At 41.0% G+C, this 19,314-nt stretch carries 18 protein-coding genes, 1 tRNA gene and 1 other RNA gene; 13 read left to right on the top strand and 7 right to left on the bottom strand.

The genetic code is table 11. The annotated features are described in order from the left end of the window. Positions 1–129: 129 nt before the first annotated feature. Positions 130–1,692, bottom strand: a complete 1,563-nt coding sequence (locus tag PN457_RS07425) for an iron uptake porin (protein ID WP_271732366.1) — start codon at positions 1,690–1,692, stop codon at positions 130–132. A 363-nt stretch (positions 1,693–2,055) separates the two neighbouring features. Here PN457_RS07425 and PN457_RS07420 point away from each other — a divergent pair, with 363 nt between their 5' ends. Beyond that, positions 2,056–3,057, top strand: coding sequence for a metal ABC transporter solute-binding protein, Zn/Mn family (locus PN457_RS07420; protein WP_417006595.1), 1,002 nt, complete (start codon positions 2,056–2,058; stop codon positions 3,055–3,057). A gap of 53 nt (positions 3,058–3,110) precedes the next feature. Further along, positions 3,111–3,878 carry a metal ABC transporter ATP-binding protein gene (locus PN457_RS07415; RefSeq protein WP_271732364.1) on the top strand — a complete coding sequence of 256 codons (768 nt, stop codon included), beginning with the start codon at positions 3,111–3,113 and terminating at the stop codon, positions 3,876–3,878. Positions 3,879–4,061: 183 nt separating this feature from the next. On the opposite strand, the gene PN457_RS07410 is transcribed toward PN457_RS07415, so the two are convergent. Then, positions 4,062–4,325, bottom strand: a complete 264-nt coding sequence (locus tag PN457_RS07410) for an ArsR/SmtB family transcription factor (protein WP_334310751.1) — start codon at positions 4,323–4,325, stop codon at positions 4,062–4,064. A 179-nt stretch (positions 4,326–4,504) separates the two neighbouring features. Between PN457_RS07410 and PN457_RS07405 the strand changes: the two genes are divergently transcribed. Together PN457_RS07405 and PN457_RS07400 are read left to right on the top strand one after the other, a co-directional pair. Continuing rightward, positions 4,505–5,374, top strand: coding sequence for a metal ABC transporter permease (locus tag PN457_RS07405; protein ID WP_271732363.1), 870 nt, complete (start codon positions 4,505–4,507; stop codon positions 5,372–5,374). An 88-nt stretch (positions 5,375–5,462) separates the two neighbouring features. Next, positions 5,463–5,535, top strand: a tRNA-Phe gene (locus PN457_RS07400). 364 nt (positions 5,536–5,899) lie between these two features. Here PN457_RS07400 and PN457_RS07395 read toward each other — a convergent pair. Beyond that, positions 5,900–6,208 (bottom strand): DUF3067 family protein, encoded by a 309-nt coding sequence (locus tag PN457_RS07395; protein ID WP_271732362.1) that lies wholly within the window; start codon positions 6,206–6,208, stop codon positions 5,900–5,902. Between the two features lie 229 nt (positions 6,209–6,437). Here PN457_RS07395 and petC point away from each other — a divergent pair, with 229 nt between their 5' ends. Together petC and petA are read left to right on the top strand one after the other, a co-directional pair. Continuing rightward, positions 6,438–6,977 (top strand): cytochrome b6-f complex iron-sulfur subunit, encoded by a 540-nt coding sequence (gene petC, locus PN457_RS07390; protein WP_271732361.1) that lies wholly within the window; start codon positions 6,438–6,440, stop codon positions 6,975–6,977. A gap of 60 nt (positions 6,978–7,037) precedes the next feature. Then, on the top strand, positions 7,038–8,039 hold the full coding sequence (gene petA, locus PN457_RS07385) for a cytochrome f (RefSeq protein ID WP_271732359.1): 1,002 nt from the start codon (positions 7,038–7,040) through the stop codon (positions 8,037–8,039). Between the two features lie 63 nt (positions 8,040–8,102). On the opposite strand, the gene PN457_RS07380 is transcribed toward petA, so the two are convergent. Next, positions 8,103–8,384 (bottom strand): small RNA NsiR4-regulated ssr1528 family protein, encoded by a 282-nt coding sequence (locus tag PN457_RS07380; protein ID WP_271732358.1) that lies wholly within the window; start codon positions 8,382–8,384, stop codon positions 8,103–8,105. 144 nt (positions 8,385–8,528) lie between these two features. Here PN457_RS07380 and PN457_RS07375 point away from each other — a divergent pair, with 144 nt between their 5' ends. From PN457_RS07375 to queF, 5 genes are all read left to right on the top strand, one after another. Beyond that, entirely contained in the window at positions 8,529–8,795 is a 267-nt protein-coding gene (locus PN457_RS07375) for a YciI family protein (RefSeq protein WP_271732357.1), read from the top strand. Between the two features lie 37 nt (positions 8,796–8,832). Then, positions 8,833–8,929: signal recognition particle sRNA small type (gene ffs, locus PN457_RS07370), an RNA gene on the top strand. 26 nt (positions 8,930–8,955) lie between these two features. Beyond that, positions 8,956–9,348, top strand: coding sequence for a phasin family protein (locus PN457_RS07365; protein WP_271732356.1), 393 nt, complete (start codon positions 8,956–8,958; stop codon positions 9,346–9,348). Positions 9,349–9,559: 211 nt separating this feature from the next. Next, positions 9,560–9,958 carry a hypothetical protein gene (locus PN457_RS07360; protein ID WP_271732354.1) on the top strand — a complete coding sequence of 133 codons (399 nt, stop codon included), beginning with the start codon at positions 9,560–9,562 and terminating at the stop codon, positions 9,956–9,958. A 27-nt stretch (positions 9,959–9,985) separates the two neighbouring features. Beyond that, positions 9,986–10,402, top strand: a complete 417-nt coding sequence (gene queF, locus PN457_RS07355) for a preQ(1) synthase (protein ID WP_271732352.1) — start codon at positions 9,986–9,988, stop codon at positions 10,400–10,402. A 57-nt stretch (positions 10,403–10,459) separates the two neighbouring features. On the opposite strand, the gene PN457_RS07350 is transcribed toward queF, so the two are convergent. The 3 genes from PN457_RS07350 to PN457_RS07340 all read right to left on the bottom strand — a co-directional run bounded on the left by PN457_RS07350 (position 10,460) and on the right by PN457_RS07340 (position 12,832). Then, positions 10,460–11,830, bottom strand: a complete 1,371-nt coding sequence (locus PN457_RS07350; RefSeq protein WP_271732350.1) for a cytochrome c biogenesis protein — start codon at positions 11,828–11,830, stop codon at positions 10,460–10,462. 3 nt (positions 11,831–11,833) lie between these two features. Beyond that, on the bottom strand, positions 11,834–12,574 hold the full coding sequence (locus tag PN457_RS07345) for a cytochrome c biogenesis protein CcdA (protein WP_271732349.1): 741 nt from the start codon (positions 12,572–12,574) through the stop codon (positions 11,834–11,836). 93 nt (positions 12,575–12,667) lie between these two features. Next, positions 12,668–12,832 carry a hypothetical protein gene (locus PN457_RS07340; RefSeq protein WP_271732347.1) on the bottom strand — a complete coding sequence of 55 codons (165 nt, stop codon included), beginning with the start codon at positions 12,830–12,832 and terminating at the stop codon, positions 12,668–12,670. Positions 12,833–12,959: 127 nt separating this feature from the next. On the opposite strand from PN457_RS07340, the gene nifJ reads away from it, so the two are divergent. After that, the gene (gene nifJ / locus PN457_RS07335) at positions 12,960–16,508 is read left to right on the top strand and encodes a pyruvate:ferredoxin (flavodoxin) oxidoreductase (protein WP_271732346.1); all 3,549 of its coding nucleotides are present in this window, start codon (positions 12,960–12,962) and stop codon (positions 16,506–16,508) included. Between the two features lie 449 nt (positions 16,509–16,957). Next, the gene (locus PN457_RS07330; RefSeq protein WP_271732345.1) at positions 16,958–19,282 is read left to right on the top strand and encodes a hypothetical protein; all 2,325 of its coding nucleotides are present in this window, start codon (positions 16,958–16,960) and stop codon (positions 19,280–19,282) included. The last annotated feature ends 32 nt before the right edge of the window (positions 19,283–19,314 follow it).

Raw genomic sequence — 19,314 nt, 5'->3', positions numbered from 1 at the left:
AAGGTTGCCCGTTAGTTTTGGGAACGTGCAATTTGGTTTTCACTCTATTGAGAAGACAACGCGGAAAAAGATATTTTAGACCAGCTGTGGAAAGCTGGTCTTTTTTGTGGGATATGAGATTGGTGATCTTTAGAAACTAAATCTAGTTCTCAGGGCACCAATCACAACATCATTATTGTTATTGTTATGATTGGGGGATGTTAACCAGATCAGACCGGGGGTAATGGTAATGTTGTCACTGAGTTGATACTGGTAGAAAGCTTCCAGGTGATAGGAGGTATCTGGATCTGTACTTACTCCTAGAATGGTGGAAGTTGTAACTTTAGGTTCTACACCAGCAATAATCCCGGCTAAGTTACCTCTTTTACCCAAATCCGGGAAGCCCAGGGTAACGGCATAATTCCAAATTTCAGCCTTTCCGGGGTTACCTGTTAACTGACTGTTGGTGTATCCAGCCCAACCACCTAAGACAAATCTTTCACTGATACCAATGGATGCTTGAAGGCCGTAGGAATTGCTGGAGAATGGTGTGTCTATGTTTTGGAAGATGGCATTAGTGCTACCACTAACTAGGGGCTTGCGGTAGGAGTTGATATAAGTTAAACCTAGGCTAATGCGATCGCTTGGTTTAAGAGTCAGCTGTGCCAAAGCGCCGTAAGGACCATTAAATAAACCGCTCCCATCTGAGGGTTCGTTAGGAGTAGTAGTTAAATATCCTAAGTTGAGTGCTAATCTGTCACCGAACTGGTGGCTGACTCCCAACCCCGCACCACCTAGCTGGTTGTAAATTGGGTTACGTGTACCAAAGGTAGACAAGGCACCACGACTACCATCACCGTCAAGTATATTGACTGTATTGGTGATGTCATCTGCAGCGCCATTATTGGCGATCGCAACTACTTGTGTGTTTGCACTGAGGGGAAATTTGTAAAATACAGTATCTATCTGGGCATCAGTAGTGCCAGTCCCACCAGCAAAGGCTAAACCACCCTCTGGTGTACTAATGTTAGGGCTGAGAAGATTGTTAGCGGCGATGCGGGTAAACAGGGTATCTTGCCCTGTAAAACTGGTAACAAATTCAATGCGCGATCGCAGTCCCAGGGTTGTATTCTTCTGTGTGATGCTTTGATCATCGCCCAAAACACCACTCATAACTGCCACTACTTCCCCTTGCAGCTTAGTAGTAGTGGAAAACTGATTTGCTTCCAATTTAGATGTGCGTGCTTCTAGTAAATCTACGCGCCCTCTTAGTGTTGCTAGTTCTGCGGAGAATTCTTCTTGCAACCTTTGTAGTCTGAGTATATCTTGTTGTGTGACTACGTTGGTAGTAGCCTCAGCAATTAATTCATTTACCCGATCTAAACAAGCATTCAAAGCCGCGGCGAACTCATATCTGGTTAAAGTGCGATTACCGCGAAAAGTGTTATCTGGATAACCTGAAATACAACCATAACGTTCAATCAATGAGCGCAATGCTTGAAAAGCCCAATCAGTAGGTCTGACATCAGATAACTGAGAAACCGAGGTAGTTTGGGCTATTACCTCACCTGTTGTCAAGTTATGAGCTTGAGTTTCTTGATTCTGTATTACTGATGTTGTCGGTATTTCCCCTGCATAGACAGAGCCACTAAACAACAGGATATTACAGGCAAATACTGGGCTAATCGGTAGATACTTCCAGAATTCTCGCATTTCCTTCCTCACACTTATTTATCGTAGATTGCACTCACACTCAGCATTTTCGAGAATAATTTGCTGAAAAAGTATATTCAGGATATTAACAGGAGTTTAAGAATTTTCCTATCACTACAACTTAACAACCTCTTTTTATACTTAAGGCAAAAATTAAAAAAAACAGTATCTTAGGTAACACTTATTAGTTATTCCCGTGCCGACAATATCAAATAATTAACATATTTTATACTCTATTCGATTGACTGCACCAAGATATTAGTTGGGTAACTCCTGCATATTGTGTGAGAATGAGACTTATTCTATAATATCCAAGTAAGTTCATTGACAAAAGTAGAGTAATCATTAAGGGTTATAAAAACCGTGATCTGGAATCTTTTAAGACCTATAACAGGTAGACACAGCCGAGGTATCCTGACTTTAATAGCTCTACTGACATTTTCAGTGGTTATTGGCTGTAACCAATCAAACACAAGTACGGTAGAAGAACAGACACCCCAAGTACAGCCAGAAAAAACCAAAGTTGTCGCTACAATTTTGCCGACTTATTTGTTTACTAAGGCTGTAGCTGGAGAAGCAGCAGATGTATCAATTATCGTGACCCCAACTACCGATGTGCATGATTACCAATCAACACCGGATGATGTGAAAGCGATTTCTACAGCCGCAATATTAGTAAAAAATGGGTTGGGATTAGAAGAATTTCTGGACAATACTATCAAAAATGCCGAAAATCCTGACTTAATCAAAATCGATGCTAGTCAAGGTCTTAAAACGTTAAATGCCATTTCCGCGGTTGATAAAACGGTAACAGAACATGGTCATAGTCACGGTCACAGTCATGACCATGGTGATGGAAATCCTCACGTGTGGTTAGACCCGGTTTTAGTAAAACAGCAGGTAGTAAATATTCGGGATGGATTAATTGCTGCGGATCCTGCTAATCAAGCTACTTATGAAGCCAATGCTGCGGCTTATCTGCAAGAATTGGATAAATTACATCAAGAGTTTGAGCAAACTTTACAGAAGACTCCGAACTGTACCTTTATTACCTTTCATGATGCCTTTCCATATTTAGCTCAACGCTATAATCTCAAACAGGTTGCTGTGGTGCAAATTCCTGAAGACCAACTTTCACCAGCAGATGTACAAAGAGCTGTTAACGCTGTGAAAAAGTATAATGCTAAGGCTGTATTTAGCGAACCAGGGGTAGATAATAAGTTATTAACTAGTCTTGCTCAAGATTTGAATGTAACTGTGCGTAACTTGGATTCTCTAGAAACTACTGGGGGTGATACAAATCCACAGTATTACTTCCAGGCTATGAGAAACAACTTGCAAATTCTTGAGGCTGGGTGTCAGTAATTGCATGGCAACGCCAGTGATATTAATGATTAATTACCGATAATCCAGGACTAATGATGTCTCCTATTTTAAAGGTCGAAGGATTAAATGTATATCAAGGCAGTTATTTGGCTGTTAGAGATGTGACATTTGAATTGCTAGCAGGAACAGATACGGCTATTGTTGGTCCTAATGGTGCCGGTAAAAGTACCTTGGTAAAAGCAATTTTAAATTTGATTCCCCACAGTAGTGGTCAGATTGAAATTTTTGGTCGCCCGATGACCAAGTTAGGAAAGTTGCGTCACCGATTGGGTTATATGCCCCAAAATTTTATCTTTGACCGCAGTTTCCCTATTTCTGTAGGCGAATTAGTGGGACTGGGATGGGAAAACCCCAACAAAAAGCAAAATTTATTTTTTCCCTTGTGGAGAAAAGATAGGCAAAAGTCCGTAGCAATAGGGGAGGCGATGCGGCGAACCGATGTTTATCATCTCAAGGATAAAGCTATTGGAACTCTCAGCGGGGGTCAGTTGAAGCGGGTATTGCTGGCTTATTGTTTGGTCACTCCTCGGCAATTATTGATACTAGATGAAGCCTTTGCCGGCGTTGATGTCCAGGGTATAACAGATTTTTACGCGTTGTTAAATGAGTTAAAGCACGAAGAAGGTTGGACTGTGCTACAGGTTTCCCATGATATTGATATGGTCAGTCATCATTGCGATCGCGTTCTGTGTCTGAACCAAACTGTTGTATGTACTGGTAAACCTGAAATTGCCCTTTCACCCCAAAATCTATTAGCAACCTATGGGCCAGGATTCAGTCCTTACCATCATCAGCATTAATATTTTCAGATGGGGTATTTATAGGCTTTTTCAGGCTCATGAAGTACACACCAATTCCCTATTCCCTATTCCCTGTTCCCTGTTCCCTCAAACTAAAAAAAAATGTACCTCACGAGCATGGGAAATGCTATATTATGGTAATTTACTGCTAATGAAATTCTGCCATAACTTTGATTTTTGTTTTTATTCTGGTTCATCTAAATGTTCAGCAACAGCCTGATAAAGATGGAAAATATGATGATCGTGGAGGTGATAAAATACATTACGCCCTTGTTTACGATAGCGGACTAGTCGCATTGCTCTTAGGTTTCTTAGCTGATGGGAAACCGCCGATTCGCTTATGTTTAGTAATCCTGCTAAATCACCTACACACAGTTCTTTGGTCGCTAAAAAAGAAAGAATCCTCAGACGATTAGGATCTCCTAAAAAGCTAAAAAATTCTGCCATACGTTGAGCTTTTTCGGGGCTGATAATTTGTTCTGCTAAGTCTTGCACAATACTAATATCTATAGTGATCTTTCTTAAATTATACTCAATGTTTTACAGTTTCAAAATTAAATCTAATTTTAATCATCTTATTTGTTTGATGGGAGTTTTTCAAGATTTACCTTATATAGATTGTCGTTATGTACTTATACTCGATTTTACTGACAAACTTAGTAGCGATCGCCCCTGGAGGTGATTTAGTAAATTTGTTACAATTTCCTTTCATGCAGCGAGCGATCGCCGGTGCTGTATTAATGGGAATACTAGGAGGATTACTGGGCAGTTTTGCGACATTGCGCCAACTATCGTTTTTCAGCCATGCTGTGGGTCATGCAGCATTAATTGGTGTGATCTTAGGGGTATTGCTACAGTTGGATCCAACTTTGATGCTACTACCCTTTACATTAGTATTTGGGGTGGTTGTCCTTTATTTGATTGATAAAACCGATTTAGCCAGCGATAGCGTTCTGGTAATAGTGCTATCAGGAGCATTAAGTATTGGCTTGCTCTTGACTAGCTTCGTCCCCGGTTATCGGGGAAATTTAATGAGAGTATTGTTTGGGGATATTCTGGCCATCGACAATACAGATTTGATTGTGACGCTAGTCTTGCTGGTAGTCAGTGGCGTATTTTTATTTTCCACCCTGCAACAGCAAATTTTGCTGACCATTAACCCGGATGTAGCTCAAGTACAAGGGGTTCCGGTGCAATTGTATCGCTATACCTTTGTAATGCTACTTTCCCTAGCTGTGGCTGTGACAATTACAGCCGTTGGTGTTTTGCTAGTCAATGCTTTTTTAGTGATTCCCGCTTCTACAGCCAAGTTGATGAGTCATCACTTTCACCGCTTTTTGGTGTTATCAATCATCATAGGTTCTACCACAAGCATTGCTGGTATTATGGTTTCGGGTGTTTTTAACCTGGCATCAGGGCCTAGTATTGTGGTGGTGCAGTTTTTGTTTTTTTTGGCTGTTTTCTTGTCAGTGAAGTTGAAGTTGAAACTAAATTGAAATCTTGGGAAATTTTTTTCCTCCAACCCCTTGCCAAACTCTTTTGCCTGTGCTAAATTAAATAATCGTTGGTTAAATAAATCAACCAGCCGGGATAGCTCAGTTGGTAGAGCAGAGGACTGAAAATCCTCGTGTCACCAGTTCAAGTCTGGTTCCTGGCATTTTATTTTATTATAACCCTTGAGGCTGATTAGTTTCAAGGGTGTAATCATAACGGTAAATCATCAGATAGGTCAGATGGGTGAATCCTCAAAAGAAAAAAACGATGGTTTTGGCAAATTTATTAAATATAGCATTTCCCATGCTCGTGAGGGACAATTTTTTTTAGTTTGAGGGAACAGGGAACAGGGAACAGGGAATAGGGAATAGGGAATAGGGAATAGGGAATAGGGAATAGGGAATAGGGAATTGGTGTGTACTTCATGAGCCTGAAAAAGGCTTTATATCAAGATATCAAGTCAGATTGGGTGCTAAAAGTTTTAATACTTGCCCCTAATTGTCTATGTAGGGGTGTAGGGAATTATATCACATCATCCATTCCGATGCGCGTTCGCCTAAATCAAGAGGAATACTCACAGCCTTACCTAAACGGGGACGCTCCCGGGTTTGGGTAATAAATGTTTGCACTTGCACAGCACCACCCAAGGCATGAAGATAATTAGCAATGCTATCAAGATGTTCTTGGTACTCCGCCTCAGTCAAGGGAAAAGAAGCTTGCTCAAGATACTTCCACATGATTTGTAGAAATATCTTGCCTTTTGTGCGGCGGAACTGCAGATCATAGGAGTATCCCCACTTGTCAAGTAATAATTTGCGTAATTCCTTTCCTGTCATAGCTTTCCTCCATTAGATTTTACATTTAGTTATGATGTTACGTTCCGTGACTCAAGTATGATAGAGATATAAAGAAATGTAATGCTAAGAGAACAGATGCTCAATATATCTTGAAATAAAGAAATTTAGCATCATTGTAGTCCTTGGCATTTCGACTTAAACAGGAGTTGCTCAAGTGTTGGTACTCTTGTAAGCATGATGAACAAAATACACAAAGAGCGCGTAGATTATGGCTCAATTTTCTGAATCAATGGACGTACCCGATATGGGGCGTCGTCAGTTCATGAATCTGTTGACTTTTGGAACTGTAACTGGTGTGGCTCTGGGTGCATTGTACCCTGTAGTCAAGTACTTTGTTCCACCTGCCAGCGGTGGCGCGGGTGGCGGTACCACAGCAAAAGACGAGTTGGGTAATAATGTTAGTGTAAGTAAGTTTCTGGAAAGCCATAACGTAGGCGATCGCCCCTTAGTTCAAGGACTCAAGGGAGACCCCACCTATATTGTGGTAGAAAGCAAAGAAGCTATTGCTGATTACGGTATTAATGCTATCTGCACACACTTAGGCTGTGTTGTTCCCTGGAATGTAGCAGAGAACAAGTTTAAGTGTCCTTGTCACGGTTCCCAGTACGATGCAACTGGTAAGGTGGTCAGAGGCCCAGCACCGCTATCTTTGGCTCTCGCACACGCCAAAGCAGAAGATGACAAAATCGTCTTGACCCCTTGGACTGAAACCGACTTCCGTACCGGTGAAGAACCTTGGTGGTCTTAATTAAGTGCCGCGACTAATCACCAATGACCAGTTAACCAGAGAATCATTGTCCTTATAGAGATGAGAAATGCCTGTACCACAGCGAGTGTGACTCGCACTGCTAAAGCAATGGTCAAAACATTGCTCATAGCGATCGCTACCTTAACATTTTACTTGACTAGCGATCTAGCCTTACCTCAAAGCGCCGCCGCTTATCCCTTTTGGGCTCAACAAACCTATCCTGAAACTCCCCGGGAACCGACAGGGCGGATTGTTTGCGCTAACTGTCACCTAGCAGCTAAACCAGCAGAAGTAGAAGTTCCTCAATCAGTTCTACCTGATACTGTGTTTAAAGCAGTGGTGAAAATCCCCTATGATACCAGCGTCCAACAGGTTGGGGCTGATGGTTCTAAAGTTGGCTTGAATGTCGGCGCTGTACTGATGTTACCCGAAGGGTTCAAAATTGCACCAGCAGACCGCATTCCTGAGGAACTTAAAGAGGAAGTAGGTGATGTTTACTTCCAACCCTACACTGAAGACCAGGAGAATGTGCTGCTTGTAGGACCCATCCCCGGTGAACAGTATCAAGAAATCGTCTTCCCAGTTCTTTCTCCTAACCCAGCTACCGATAAAAATATTCACTTCGGTAAATATTCAGTTCACCTAGGCGCAAACCGTGGACGTGGACAAGTTTATCCTACTGGCGAAAAGAGCAATAATACCATTTACAATGCTTCCGCTACTGGTACAATTACTCAGATTGCGAAACAAGAAGATGAATATGGTAGTGCCAAATATCTAGTTAACATCCAAACAGAATCTGGCGATACCATTATTGATACCATTCCCCCCGGTCCAGAATTGATTGTTTCCGAAGGACAATCTGTTACTGCTGGTGATGCTTTGACTAATAACCCCAATGTGGGTGGATTTGGTCAGAAAGATGTAGAAATTGTATTGCAAAATTCCGCAAGGGTTCAAGGATTGATTGCCTTCATTGCTCTTGTGATGTTAGCTCAAGTTATGCTTGTGCTCAAGAAGAAGCAAGTGGAAAAAGTCCAAGCGGCTGAACTTAATTTCTAAATTCTTTGCTAAATCAATGAGTGTGAGGACAGGCAAAATGCCTGTCTTTTTTTGTATGTTAACTTATTTACCGGCGTAGAAAAAAGCGATTTCTTTGGGTTTGAGGGGCGCAAAACCTGCTTCTACCAGCATTTGATCTAGTTCTGGTTGTGGAATGTGTTTAGCGCCAATGCGCACAATCCGCGATCGCATGGTATTCGATACACCACTGCGTTGTCTATTGGCCTCTAATCCCATCACCTGATTATACAGTTCTAGTTTTTCTGGGGGAATGGGGGAACCATCAAAATCAATTCCCTGGGCGATCGCTTCATCGATGGCATCAGCACCTTTAGTTGTACTCATGGTATTTTATTCTCAATTCTCTGGGTAGATTTTACCAGTCTTTCCCGGATCAAGAAAAAATATCGAGTCTTGCGGATGAATGAGCTAGTTTTGAGGTAACTTTACTTCACAATCAGATACAAAAAATTACGAGGTACTAATTAAATGCCTTTGTTTGTGAAAATTGAAGCCGGTAAAGTTGATAAATCCACCTTTGACCAATATGTCCCCGCCCATAAAGCCTATGTTGAGGATTTGATTGCTCAAGGACACAAAGCCCGCACAGGCTATTGGGTAGAAGACAGGGGCGGAATGTTACTGTTTGAGGCGGACTCTAGGGATGAAGCAGAGTCCATTGTGGCTCGTGACCCATTGGTGCAGCATGGCTGTGTGACTTATCAGCTTTATGAATGGAAAATTGTTGTGGAATAACACACACTTTGGGTATTTTAGTGTTATAGTAGTCGTAGACCTGGACATACGCGACTGTAACGCCCAAATCTTGTCAGGACCGGAAGGTAGCAGCAATACGGGATGCTTATAGTAGGCGTATTATCCGGGTCGCCCTATTTTTTAGCAGCGCTGAGTAACAATGCCTGGTTTTGGAGATATTGTTCAAAAAGCTTTTTACTTGGGTGTAGGATTGGCTGCTTACGCCACTGAGAAAGCAGGGGGTAAGTTGGGTGAACTGCGATCGCAAATCCAGAACCTGGCGGATGACATGGTGGCTAAGGGCGAAATGAACACGGAAGAAGCCCGGCGTTTTGTCGAAGATATGATGAAACAAGCCCAACAGTCGCCGAAATCTAGTGAAACTCCGGCGGAGCAAAAACCAGCCTCTGAACCCCGCCGCATTGAAATTTTAGAAGAAGATGAAGGGGAAACCGTCAAAGATTCCCAAGATGCAAATAATAATGTTGATAAACTGCGTGAGCAAGTTCTCCAACTAAAAGAAGAGTTGAAAAACCTGCAACGTGATAAGTAGTATTTAATACTAGCGATACTTAAACTAGGTGTATTCTTGTTTGAGTTAAGATAAATGAATCATCCGGTTTACCAGAGATAGTGAAGTTTCACAGAAAACCGGGAATCTTAAGTGCAGAAATTTGATAATATACATTGACTAGGATGTATTATAGTGGTGCAAGCCTGGTAGCACTAAACGTCCTGTTGACATTCAGTAAGGGCGTAGGTTTATGGAAGAATGGCAAAAAAACTTAGGGGAAATCCTGGAAACTGTAGCTGATGAAGTAGAGCGTTTTTTACTGGAAGTAAGTGACATGATAGATGGATTTTTTGAAGTTAGCGAAGAATTATCTGATCAGGTACAAAATTATATAGCTACGGAAATTGACCAGTATTTACAGGAACTAACAGATCCTATTTTGGAGGTTTACTGGGAACTGGAAGATGTGATGATAGATACAGATATTGGTTTCCCCTACGGAGTAGAAGCAACACCACAAAGGAATGCTGCTTGTATAGGTTGTCAGAATTATCACGGTCAAGTTTACGGTGGTAATTTGTTAGTCTGTGCTATGCATCCCCATGGGTGGGATGATGAAAATTGTCCTGATTGGGAAAAAGAAAATTAGAGCCATTATTTATATATCTTTGAAAGTATGAACAATTATTCATCGGAAACGGTATCTGAGTCACAGTCAGAAATGAAGTATGGAGAACGGGAAATTGCAGAAGGTCAATTAATTACTTTTCCTAATCCCCGTGTGGGTCGGCGATATGATGTGAGTATCACTTTACCAGAATTTACTTGTAAATGTCCTTTTTCTGGTTATCCTGATTTTGCTACGATTTATATTACCTATGTCCCAGATCAACGGGTGGTAGAGTTAAAGGCTTTGAAGCTCTATATTAATAGTTACCGCGATCGCTATATTTCCCATGAAGAGTCGGCTAACCAAATTTTAGATGATTTTGTGGCTGCTTGTGACCCGCTAGCAGTGACTATTAAGGCAGATTTTACCCCCCGTGGTAATGTCCATACTGTGGTGGAAGTGCGTCACCAGAAGGATGTTTAAACGCAAAGGTACGCAAAGGTCAGCGCAGAGGTACGCAAAGGGTTCCTCTGTCTGCTTTTATGTTTTTGCTGGGGATGAGAGGGTTTCTAGTATTTCTAAAATCTCTTTTTCAAATGCTACTTGGGCTCGGTTGGTTTTACCTCCAATATACAGGCGATCGCTTGTTTTTAATGCCCAAATTTGGGAATGGGAAAAATAACTCATGGTTGCGCCTAACATTAATAGGGCAAATCCGCTGTATACTATGGGGATGCCAGGGTCTGATTTGATTTGTAATCCGGTACTACCTATAACATCGACTATTTTTAAGTTAACGCCATTAATGTTAGTGGACATTCCTGTGCGGACTGTATCTACTAGTTTACCTGTGGAATCATAAATTAATACCATTCCTTGCAAGTCTTTGGCGATGACGGAAACCCCCTCACTTAAGTCTGGTTTGGTGGGTATCCAACTTCCCCACAGTCTTCCTTTACCTTTTGTGTCTAAGGAAGCCATAGGTAATTGAAAGATGGGGCTATTATTAAATTTAATCTGAATCGCGGAAATTCCCCAATCGGTTTGATAAAATGTGACTCCATGGTAGCGCAGGGGTTGATTCACGAAAATTTTTTGATGATCAATTTCTTCTCCCTGGTTATTCACTACCGACATATCGGAATAAAATTGGTCAATTCCACCGGTGGGAGTGTAATCAATCCAAAACCGATTTACACGCACAGACCAATCTTTGAGGTTTTGGAAGTTTGCCCATGGTCCCGCGTCTATAATGTTTTTTACTTGAAATGTATCACCACTAGATATCATTTCTTGGGCAATAAATCCAGTCATCGCTCCCAAAATTCCCCCCAGGAGGATGGTGACAATCCCCACATGGACGATAATAGGTCCGATACGTCCCATAATTCCTTTGCGGGCGTAAAGAATATCCTGTTTTTCCGGTTCTTGAAATATTGTATACTGGCGCTTGTGTAAGATTTCCTTTAAGGATTGCACAGAAATATCATCTAATTCCGCACTCAATGCTAACTTTTGAAATTGTCGCGGTTCTTGGTAATATTTCCACCGACGAGCGGTTTTTAAAGCTGGTAGTTGACGGGTGAAGGTACAAGCTGTCAGACTAGCACCAAATACAATCAGTAACCCCAGGTACCACCAAGTGCGATATACATGGTCTAAACCCAGGACTTGAATTACTTTCCAAGTTAAGAAACCAAATAAAGCTGGGTGTTCGGGGTAGTTAGTCTGATAAAATGCCGGTGACTGACCTTGTTCGATGACTGTACCGCTAATGCTAAAAACAGCAATTAATAGTAAAAGTGCGATCGCTAGGCGTAAATTAGTGAGTACAGGTAAAACCTCCCTGCGCAATATTCGCCCCGGTACTGACCACCAAGATGCTGTAAATGCTGAATTTTCTGTAGTCATTGCTTAAAAACTGCTCAAGGGAAACCGCGAAATTAAAGAAAATACACCAAATCCCACCAATAGCACCCCACTAACTGGATTAATCCAACCAGACCACCGCCGGAGTTCCAGCAGCTTTTTGATAGTAGCAGTAAAAGTACCGGCTAAAATCAAAGGTACTACATAGCCGGCTGTGTATGATAGTAACAACACAGCGCCCATAATTAAATCTTGTGTACTAGCCACCCAACCCAGTAAACTGGCTAAAACTGGAGTACTACAAGGAGAAGCAACCAAACCAAAGGTTAAACCCAGGGAATAAGACCGCACACCCGCTGGTAAATCTGAGGAAATCCACTTAGTTTCACCTAAAGATGGAAATTGTAGGGGTAATGCTTCTAGTAAGTTCAACCCCATAAGAATGGCGATCATACTGACGATAATTGGTAAACCGATTCCCACTTGACCATAGACTTTACCAACAAAAGCTGCTACAATCCCTAAACCTGCCAGGGTAGTCGCTAAACCTAAAGCAAACCATGTAGATTGAGCTGCTGCTTGTACGCGGCCTTTAGCTTCATAACCCCCAATGTAACCAATAGTAATTGGGAGCATAGAAAGCATACAGGGGGTAAGACTAGTAAGTAAACCAGCTGCAAAAATTATGCCAATACTTAGTAGACTGATGTGGGTAAGTTGGGAAGATACTAATCCGTTGGCAAATTGTTCTAGTTCGTAAAATCGTGTTTGTAGAGTCTCCAGCATGGGATATTTAACCGGCAAATGCTTGTTATATTAGCATTCTAGTTGATTATGGGATTAATGTTGAGGCTAAAATTCAGATGGTTAACTATCACCCTACCAGCCATAAATATATTCTACTTCTAGAACAGGTAAACCTTTGCTTACCTTTGCGCGTACCTTTGCGTACCTTTGCGTTAAAAAACCCGAACCACCACCCCATAAACTCATAAGCAACACCGCCAAACCCCAACCATCACACACAGATAAGAGTGAGTACAAAATTAATTTACAACAGATGTCAAAATTTAGCAAATGATAGAATTCCCAACAGAGTCAAAATTATAGATAAATACATATAAAATCTGCCAAATTCTCTATCGCTACACACAAAAGAAAGAGAACACACATGAACCAGAACTTTGCAACCATTGACGGTAATGAAGCTGTTGCGCGTGTTGCGTACAAATTAAACGAAGTAATTGCCATTTATCCTATCACACCCTCCTCAGCCATGGGTGAATGGGCAGATGCTTGGTCAGCTGCAAACCGTCCCAACCTGTGGAATACTATTCCTAGCGTCGTCCAGATGCAGAGTGAAGGTGGCGCTGCTGCTGCTGTACACGGGGCGTTACAAACGGGTTCTTTGAGTACCACTTTCACCGCTTCCCAGGGGTTGCTGTTGATGATACCTAACCTCTACAAAATCGCCGGTGAATTAACTAGTACTGTGGTTCATGTCGCCGCACGTTCTTTGGCTACCCACGCTTTATCAATTTTCGGTGATCATAGTGATGTCATGGTATGCCGTGCTACAGGTTTCGCCCTGTTTTGTTCCGCTTCGGTGCAGGAAAGTCATGATTTTGCGTTCATCGCCCAAGCTGCTACTCTGGAAACACGTGTATCATTTATGCACTTCTTTGATGGTTTCCGCACATCACATGAAGTGCAGAAAGTCAATTTATTATCAGATGAACAATTGCGATCGCTGATTAAAGAAAATCTAATTTTAGCCCATCGCGCCCGCGCCCTCACCCCAGACCGTCCGCTATTGCGGGGTACAGCCCAGAATCCAGATATTTACTTTCAGTCCCGGGAAGCTGCTAACCCCTATTATAACACAACTCCTGCTATTGTCCAACGCCTCATGGATGAATTTGGGGAAATTACAGGCAGATATTACCAAATCTATGAATATCACGGTGCGGAGGATGCACAACGGGTAATTATTCTCATGGGTTCGGGTTGTGAAACTGTCCATGAAACTGTAGATTATCTTAACGCCTCGGGGGAAAAGGTGGGAGTAGTGAAAGTGCGACTCTATCGCCCCTTTGATGTGGAAAGATTTATGGCGGTCTTACCTAAGAGTGTAGAGGCGATCGCCGTCCTTGACCGCACCAAAGAACCGGGGAGCGCGGGGGAACCCTTATATTTAGATGTAGTCACCGCCATTCATGAAGCAGGGGGAAACAAACTCAAAGTGATCGGTGGTCGTTATGGTCTGTCCTCCAAGGAATTTACCCCAGCTATGGTCAAAGGAGTTTTTGATCATCTGGCGCAAGCACAACCGCAAAATCACTTTACTATTGGCATTAATGATGATGTCAATCATACATCTTTGAGTTTTGACCCCAACTTCTCCACGGAAGCAGATAACGTTGTTAGGGCGATGTTTTATGGTTTAGGTTCCGATGGTACAGTAGGTGCTAACAAAAACTCTATTAAAATTATTGGGGAAGAAACTGACAACTACGCCCAAGGTTACTTTGTCTACGACTCCAAAAAGTCTGGGTCAATGACGGTTTCTCACCTGCGCTTTGGTCCGGTACCAATTCGCTCCACTTACCTCATAGACAAAGCTAACTTTATTGGTTGTCATCATTGGGGCTTTTTGGAACGGGTAGATGTATTAAAAGCTGCCATTCCGGGAGCCACTTTACTGCTGAATAGTCCCTATAGTGCGGATACAGTCTGGGAACATCTACCCCCCAAAATCCAGGAAGAAATTATCAGTAAACAACTGAAATTATACATTATTAACGCCAACCAAGTCGCCCGTGACAGTGGTATGGGTGGGAGAATTAACACTATTATGCAGGTGTGCTTTTTCGCCTTAGCAGGTGTGTTACCCCAAGAAGAAGCAATTAGTAAAATTAAAACAGCTATTAAAAAGACTTACGGTAAGAAAGGGTCGGAAGTTGTCCAGAAGAACTTACAAGCAGTAGATAACACCCTGACTAACTTACATAAAGTTGATATACCCCCAACAGTGCAAAAGTCAAAGGTCAAAACCCAAAAGCTCGAATTACTAGACAGTGCGCCGGAATTTGTCCGGGATGTCCTGGGTGAAATCATGGCTTGGCGTGGTGATGAATTACCTGTAAGTGCATTACCTGCTGATGGAACCTTTCCCACTGGTACGGCTAAATGGGAAAAACGTAACGTTGCTGAAGATATACCTGTATGGGAACCTGATATCTGCGTACAATGTGGTAAGTGCGTGATGGTTTGTCCCCACAGTGCTATTAGGGCTAAGGTTTATCTACCGGATGAGTTAATTAATGCTCCGGGTAGCTTTAAATCTGTGGATGCTAAGGATAAGAGTTTTAGTCAGCAGAAATTTACTATTCAAGTCGCCCCAGAAGATTGTACAGGATGCGCTATCTGTGTACATATTTGCCCGGCTAAAAGTAAGGTTGAACCGTCCCAGAAAGCCATTAATATGGCTCCCCAGTTACCTTTACGGGAACAAGAACGCCAAAACTGGGATTTCTTCTTGAGTTTACCTCACCCTGACCGCAGACAGTTAAAAGTGAACCAAATTCGCCAACAACAACTACAAGAACCACTGTTTGAGTTTTCCGGTGCTTGTGCTGGTTGTGGTGAAACACCTTATTTAAAGTTATTAACACAATTGTTTGGCGATCGCGCGGTGATTGCGAATGCGACGGGTTGTTCTTCTATTTATGGGGGAAACCTCCCTACTACTCCTTGGACAACCAACGCTCAAGGACGCGGACCCGCATGGTCTAATAGTTTATTTGAAGATAACGCCGAGTTTGGTTTTGGCTTCCGTCTGTCCTTGGATAAACAGGCGGAATTTGCAGCGGAGTTATTGCAAAGTTTGGGAAGTCAACTAGAAGACAAACTTGTTAATTCTATCTTGACAGCTACACAAACATCAGAGGCGGAAATCTGGGAACAACGGGAAAGGGTAGAGTTACTCAAACAACAGTTAGAGCAAATTACCACTTCTGACCCCCGTCTCATCTCCCAAGTTCACAGTCTCAAGTCCCTAGCTGACTACTTAGTCAGGAAGAGTGTTTGGATTGTGGGCGGTGACGGTTGGGCTTATGATATTGACTTTGGCGGTATTGACCATCTGTTAGCCAGTGGGCGAAATGTGAATATTTTGGTCATGGATACAGAAGTTTATTCTAACACTGGGGGGCAATCATCCAAAGCCACGCCCAAGGCTGCGGTGGCGAAGTTTGCTGCTAGTGGTAAACCCGCACCTAAGAAAGATTTAGGTTTGATGGCTATGACCTATGGTAATGTTTATGTGGCTAGTGTGGCTTTGGGTGCCAAAGATGAACATACCCTCAAGGCTTTTCTGGAAGCAGAGGCTTTTGATGGTCCTTCATTGATTATTGCTTACAGCCATTGTATTGCCCACGGCATTAATATGACTACAGGGATGAATCATCAGAAATCTCTGGTAGAATCAGGTAGGTGGTTGTTGTATCGCCATAACCCAGACTGGCAACTTCAAGGTAAAAATCCTCTGCAATTAGATATGCGATCGCCTACCCAATCGGTAGAACCATCCATGTATCAAGAAAATCGCTTCAAGATGTTGACCAAGAGTCACCCGGAACTTGCTAAACAATTGTTAGACCAAGCTCAAGGGGAAGTTAACGCCCGTTGGCAAATGTATCAATATTTGGCTAATCGGTAATATTTCCTTGTTGATGACAATTGATACCCCAACCCCGCCCCTGCTCCCTGTATGAATAATCAAACTTTTGTGGGGTGGGTATTTTTTCCGCAATATGCTGTATAATAGTTACTATTAGTTAAAATACTTTGACCCATGATGGGTATATAATAAAATATCAAAATATCGTGCTGCAATATCCAATCCGGTCTCACAAATTCTCATTTAATAGTAATTTCATATAGATGCAACAAGAAACTTTTCCTCTCTATCAGCAGCAAAAGCAAGACAAGCTTTACTATCTTCAGCAAAATTGAGAAGCCACAGTTATTAACGATACAAAATCCGGCGAAGTTTTGGCTACTTATGCTACGGTATATCGTCACTGCTCAGGCGTTTAATCCTCATGCTTTTTCAGATGAGTATTAATTGAATTGTAATTTAAATCTAATACGTAAATCATAATAAAAATGATGCTAGGTAAAATTGATTGGTTTGGTGGGGTTAATAGGAATAACATTCAAGTGAATTTTGGTTATATTACTCCCTTGGGAGAAGAAAATACACGAGGTATTCGTGTTGAGCGATATGATGTTCCATTGGATATACAAGAAATTATAGAGGGAAACAGAGGAAAGGGAGTTTATGTTCAGTTTGATACTGATTCACGGCGTAATCGAGCAATCAACCTGAAAGTACGAACCTTTATTGGTGTTATTAAGAGGTCTGAATTTGGGGGGACATGGCAGATTATCTATGATGATAACTGTCAAATCAATTACAGTAGAAACACTTACTATCAAAGTGGAAGTCTTGTTGCTTTTAACATTAAGGAAACTAAGGATAAAGAAGCTATGGAAATGGCTGAGATATTGGGAGAGGAACAAGAAATAAGATATAAACTAGTGCCATTCCTATTAAGAACAATTAATGACGTCAGAGAAGTTGATAATGATGAAGGAATAGTTGAGAAGTATGCTAATAGTAATATATTCCCAATATTTAAAAATTTTATTATTGAATATTTATTGTCTTTACCATTAGAGACAGCGGAAAATTTTGTTGTTAATAAACTACAATATGCAGATGATATCCAAAAAAAATTTATAATTAGTGAAATTGCTGTAAAACTGCCAAATATTTTAATTATTTCTTCGACATTACGTTCGTACTTAAGATTGGATTCCTCCGGTGCAAATAGTTATATTTTATTTATAAATAAATATATTAATTTAGTAGAAGAAGATGTAAGACAGAAATTAATAGATGAACTAATTACAAAAATAGAACAAGCTAATGAAAGAGAACGTCAGATTTATTGGGATCAAGTTCAATATCTACAAGAAAATTTAGCTTATAAAAATTTTCTCTGGCATATTGCACCCATAGAAAGAAAAAGAACTATTATCAGAAACCGATTTCAAAAACTACTTAATATGATTTCTCGTTTTAAGGAAAGTGATTATCCTTACAAGAGATATATTTCTCATAATTGGAATCAATTATATCAGTTGAATGAACTAGATAGGTTGTTAATAACACAATGGGATTCTAGTGTAGATTATAATAATCATACGGCAGGAAAAATGATTTCAGCCCGTGGTGCTGAGAAATTAGTAATCCAATTTTATCAAGCTTTAGGGTATCAGGTAGAAGATATTTCAATTCACCAAGTTAATTCACAAAGTCAAGACTGGAGATTGGGTGATATTAGATTAGATTCCGAATATTTACTTGATGTTAAAAATAGTAGAAAAAGCTTTAATTCAGATTCTTATTCAGAATTTTGTGTTCCCCAATTCAAAGAGTCCCGTCTTAATGATGTCAAAATCGTTGGTGTTTTATCCCCGTACCTTCAACAAAGATATATGGGTGGGACAGAAAAACCTAATTTTAATGTTCAAGATCCTCAAGTATTAGGTAGTTTTGATAGAACAAAGCTAACGGAACTAGAGCAAATCTTTAATGACCGATTGATAAGCATAAATATGCCCAGGGGATCTGATACTAATAAATACTTACCTCCTTGGCTATTTGATTATGATGAGCGTTTTTATCGGGAACAGTATACAATCTTAACAGAATTACAAAATTTACATTATCAGGATATACCTACTTGGGAAGAAGTATCATCTGTAGCTCAAAATTTTCTACCTTTATTTATTGCAGCAAAACGTCAATTACCACGGAGTTGGGTTGATAATTTACCGCAGTGGCAAGTCGAATTCATCAATCGGTTGATTAATCTTCCTACAAAACGAACTACTCTGCCATATTTATTCCTGTCTATATTGACGCATTTTTTATCAATGCTCTCTTACCAAGCAGGTGATTATAGTCCTCAAGCATATTTAAAACTTATATACACAAGCGACACAGACAGAAGCAATCCTCTCAAACTATACGACCCTTTACACATTATCAAAGATTTTTGTGATACATTAACAATCCTTTGGGATAATCGTCAATCATCACAAATAAATGAATTCAAAATATTTAAATTCTCTGGTCAAGGATTACTACAAGGAAAACGTTCAGAATTGGATAACCTAACAACAATTTTGGCATATTGTGGTGGATGGATAGATGGGAAAGGAAAATGTGGATATAGACCATTGGTAATTGGTAAGGAGAAAAATTGCCGTGAGTGTGGTCGTCTGATATGTCGTAAAGATAACTGTGGTTTTTGTAGTCATGGATGCTCTGCTATGTCACTGCGAGTGGAACGACTTAGAACCGAGCGATTGCGAAACTCGGCTGCAAGCAGATCGCAATTACTCTGGGATGAGATATGATATAGCAATCCTACCCAAATCGTGAGAAAATA

Origin of the sequence: Anabaenopsis arnoldii, from assembly GCF_028331025.1 — a bacterium.
Classification (GTDB): Bacteria; Cyanobacteriota; Cyanobacteriia; order Cyanobacteriales; family Nostocaceae; genus Anabaenopsis; species Anabaenopsis arnoldii.
Note: the sequence above shows the minus strand (reverse complement) of the source record. Positions and strands in the feature narration are given on the sequence as shown.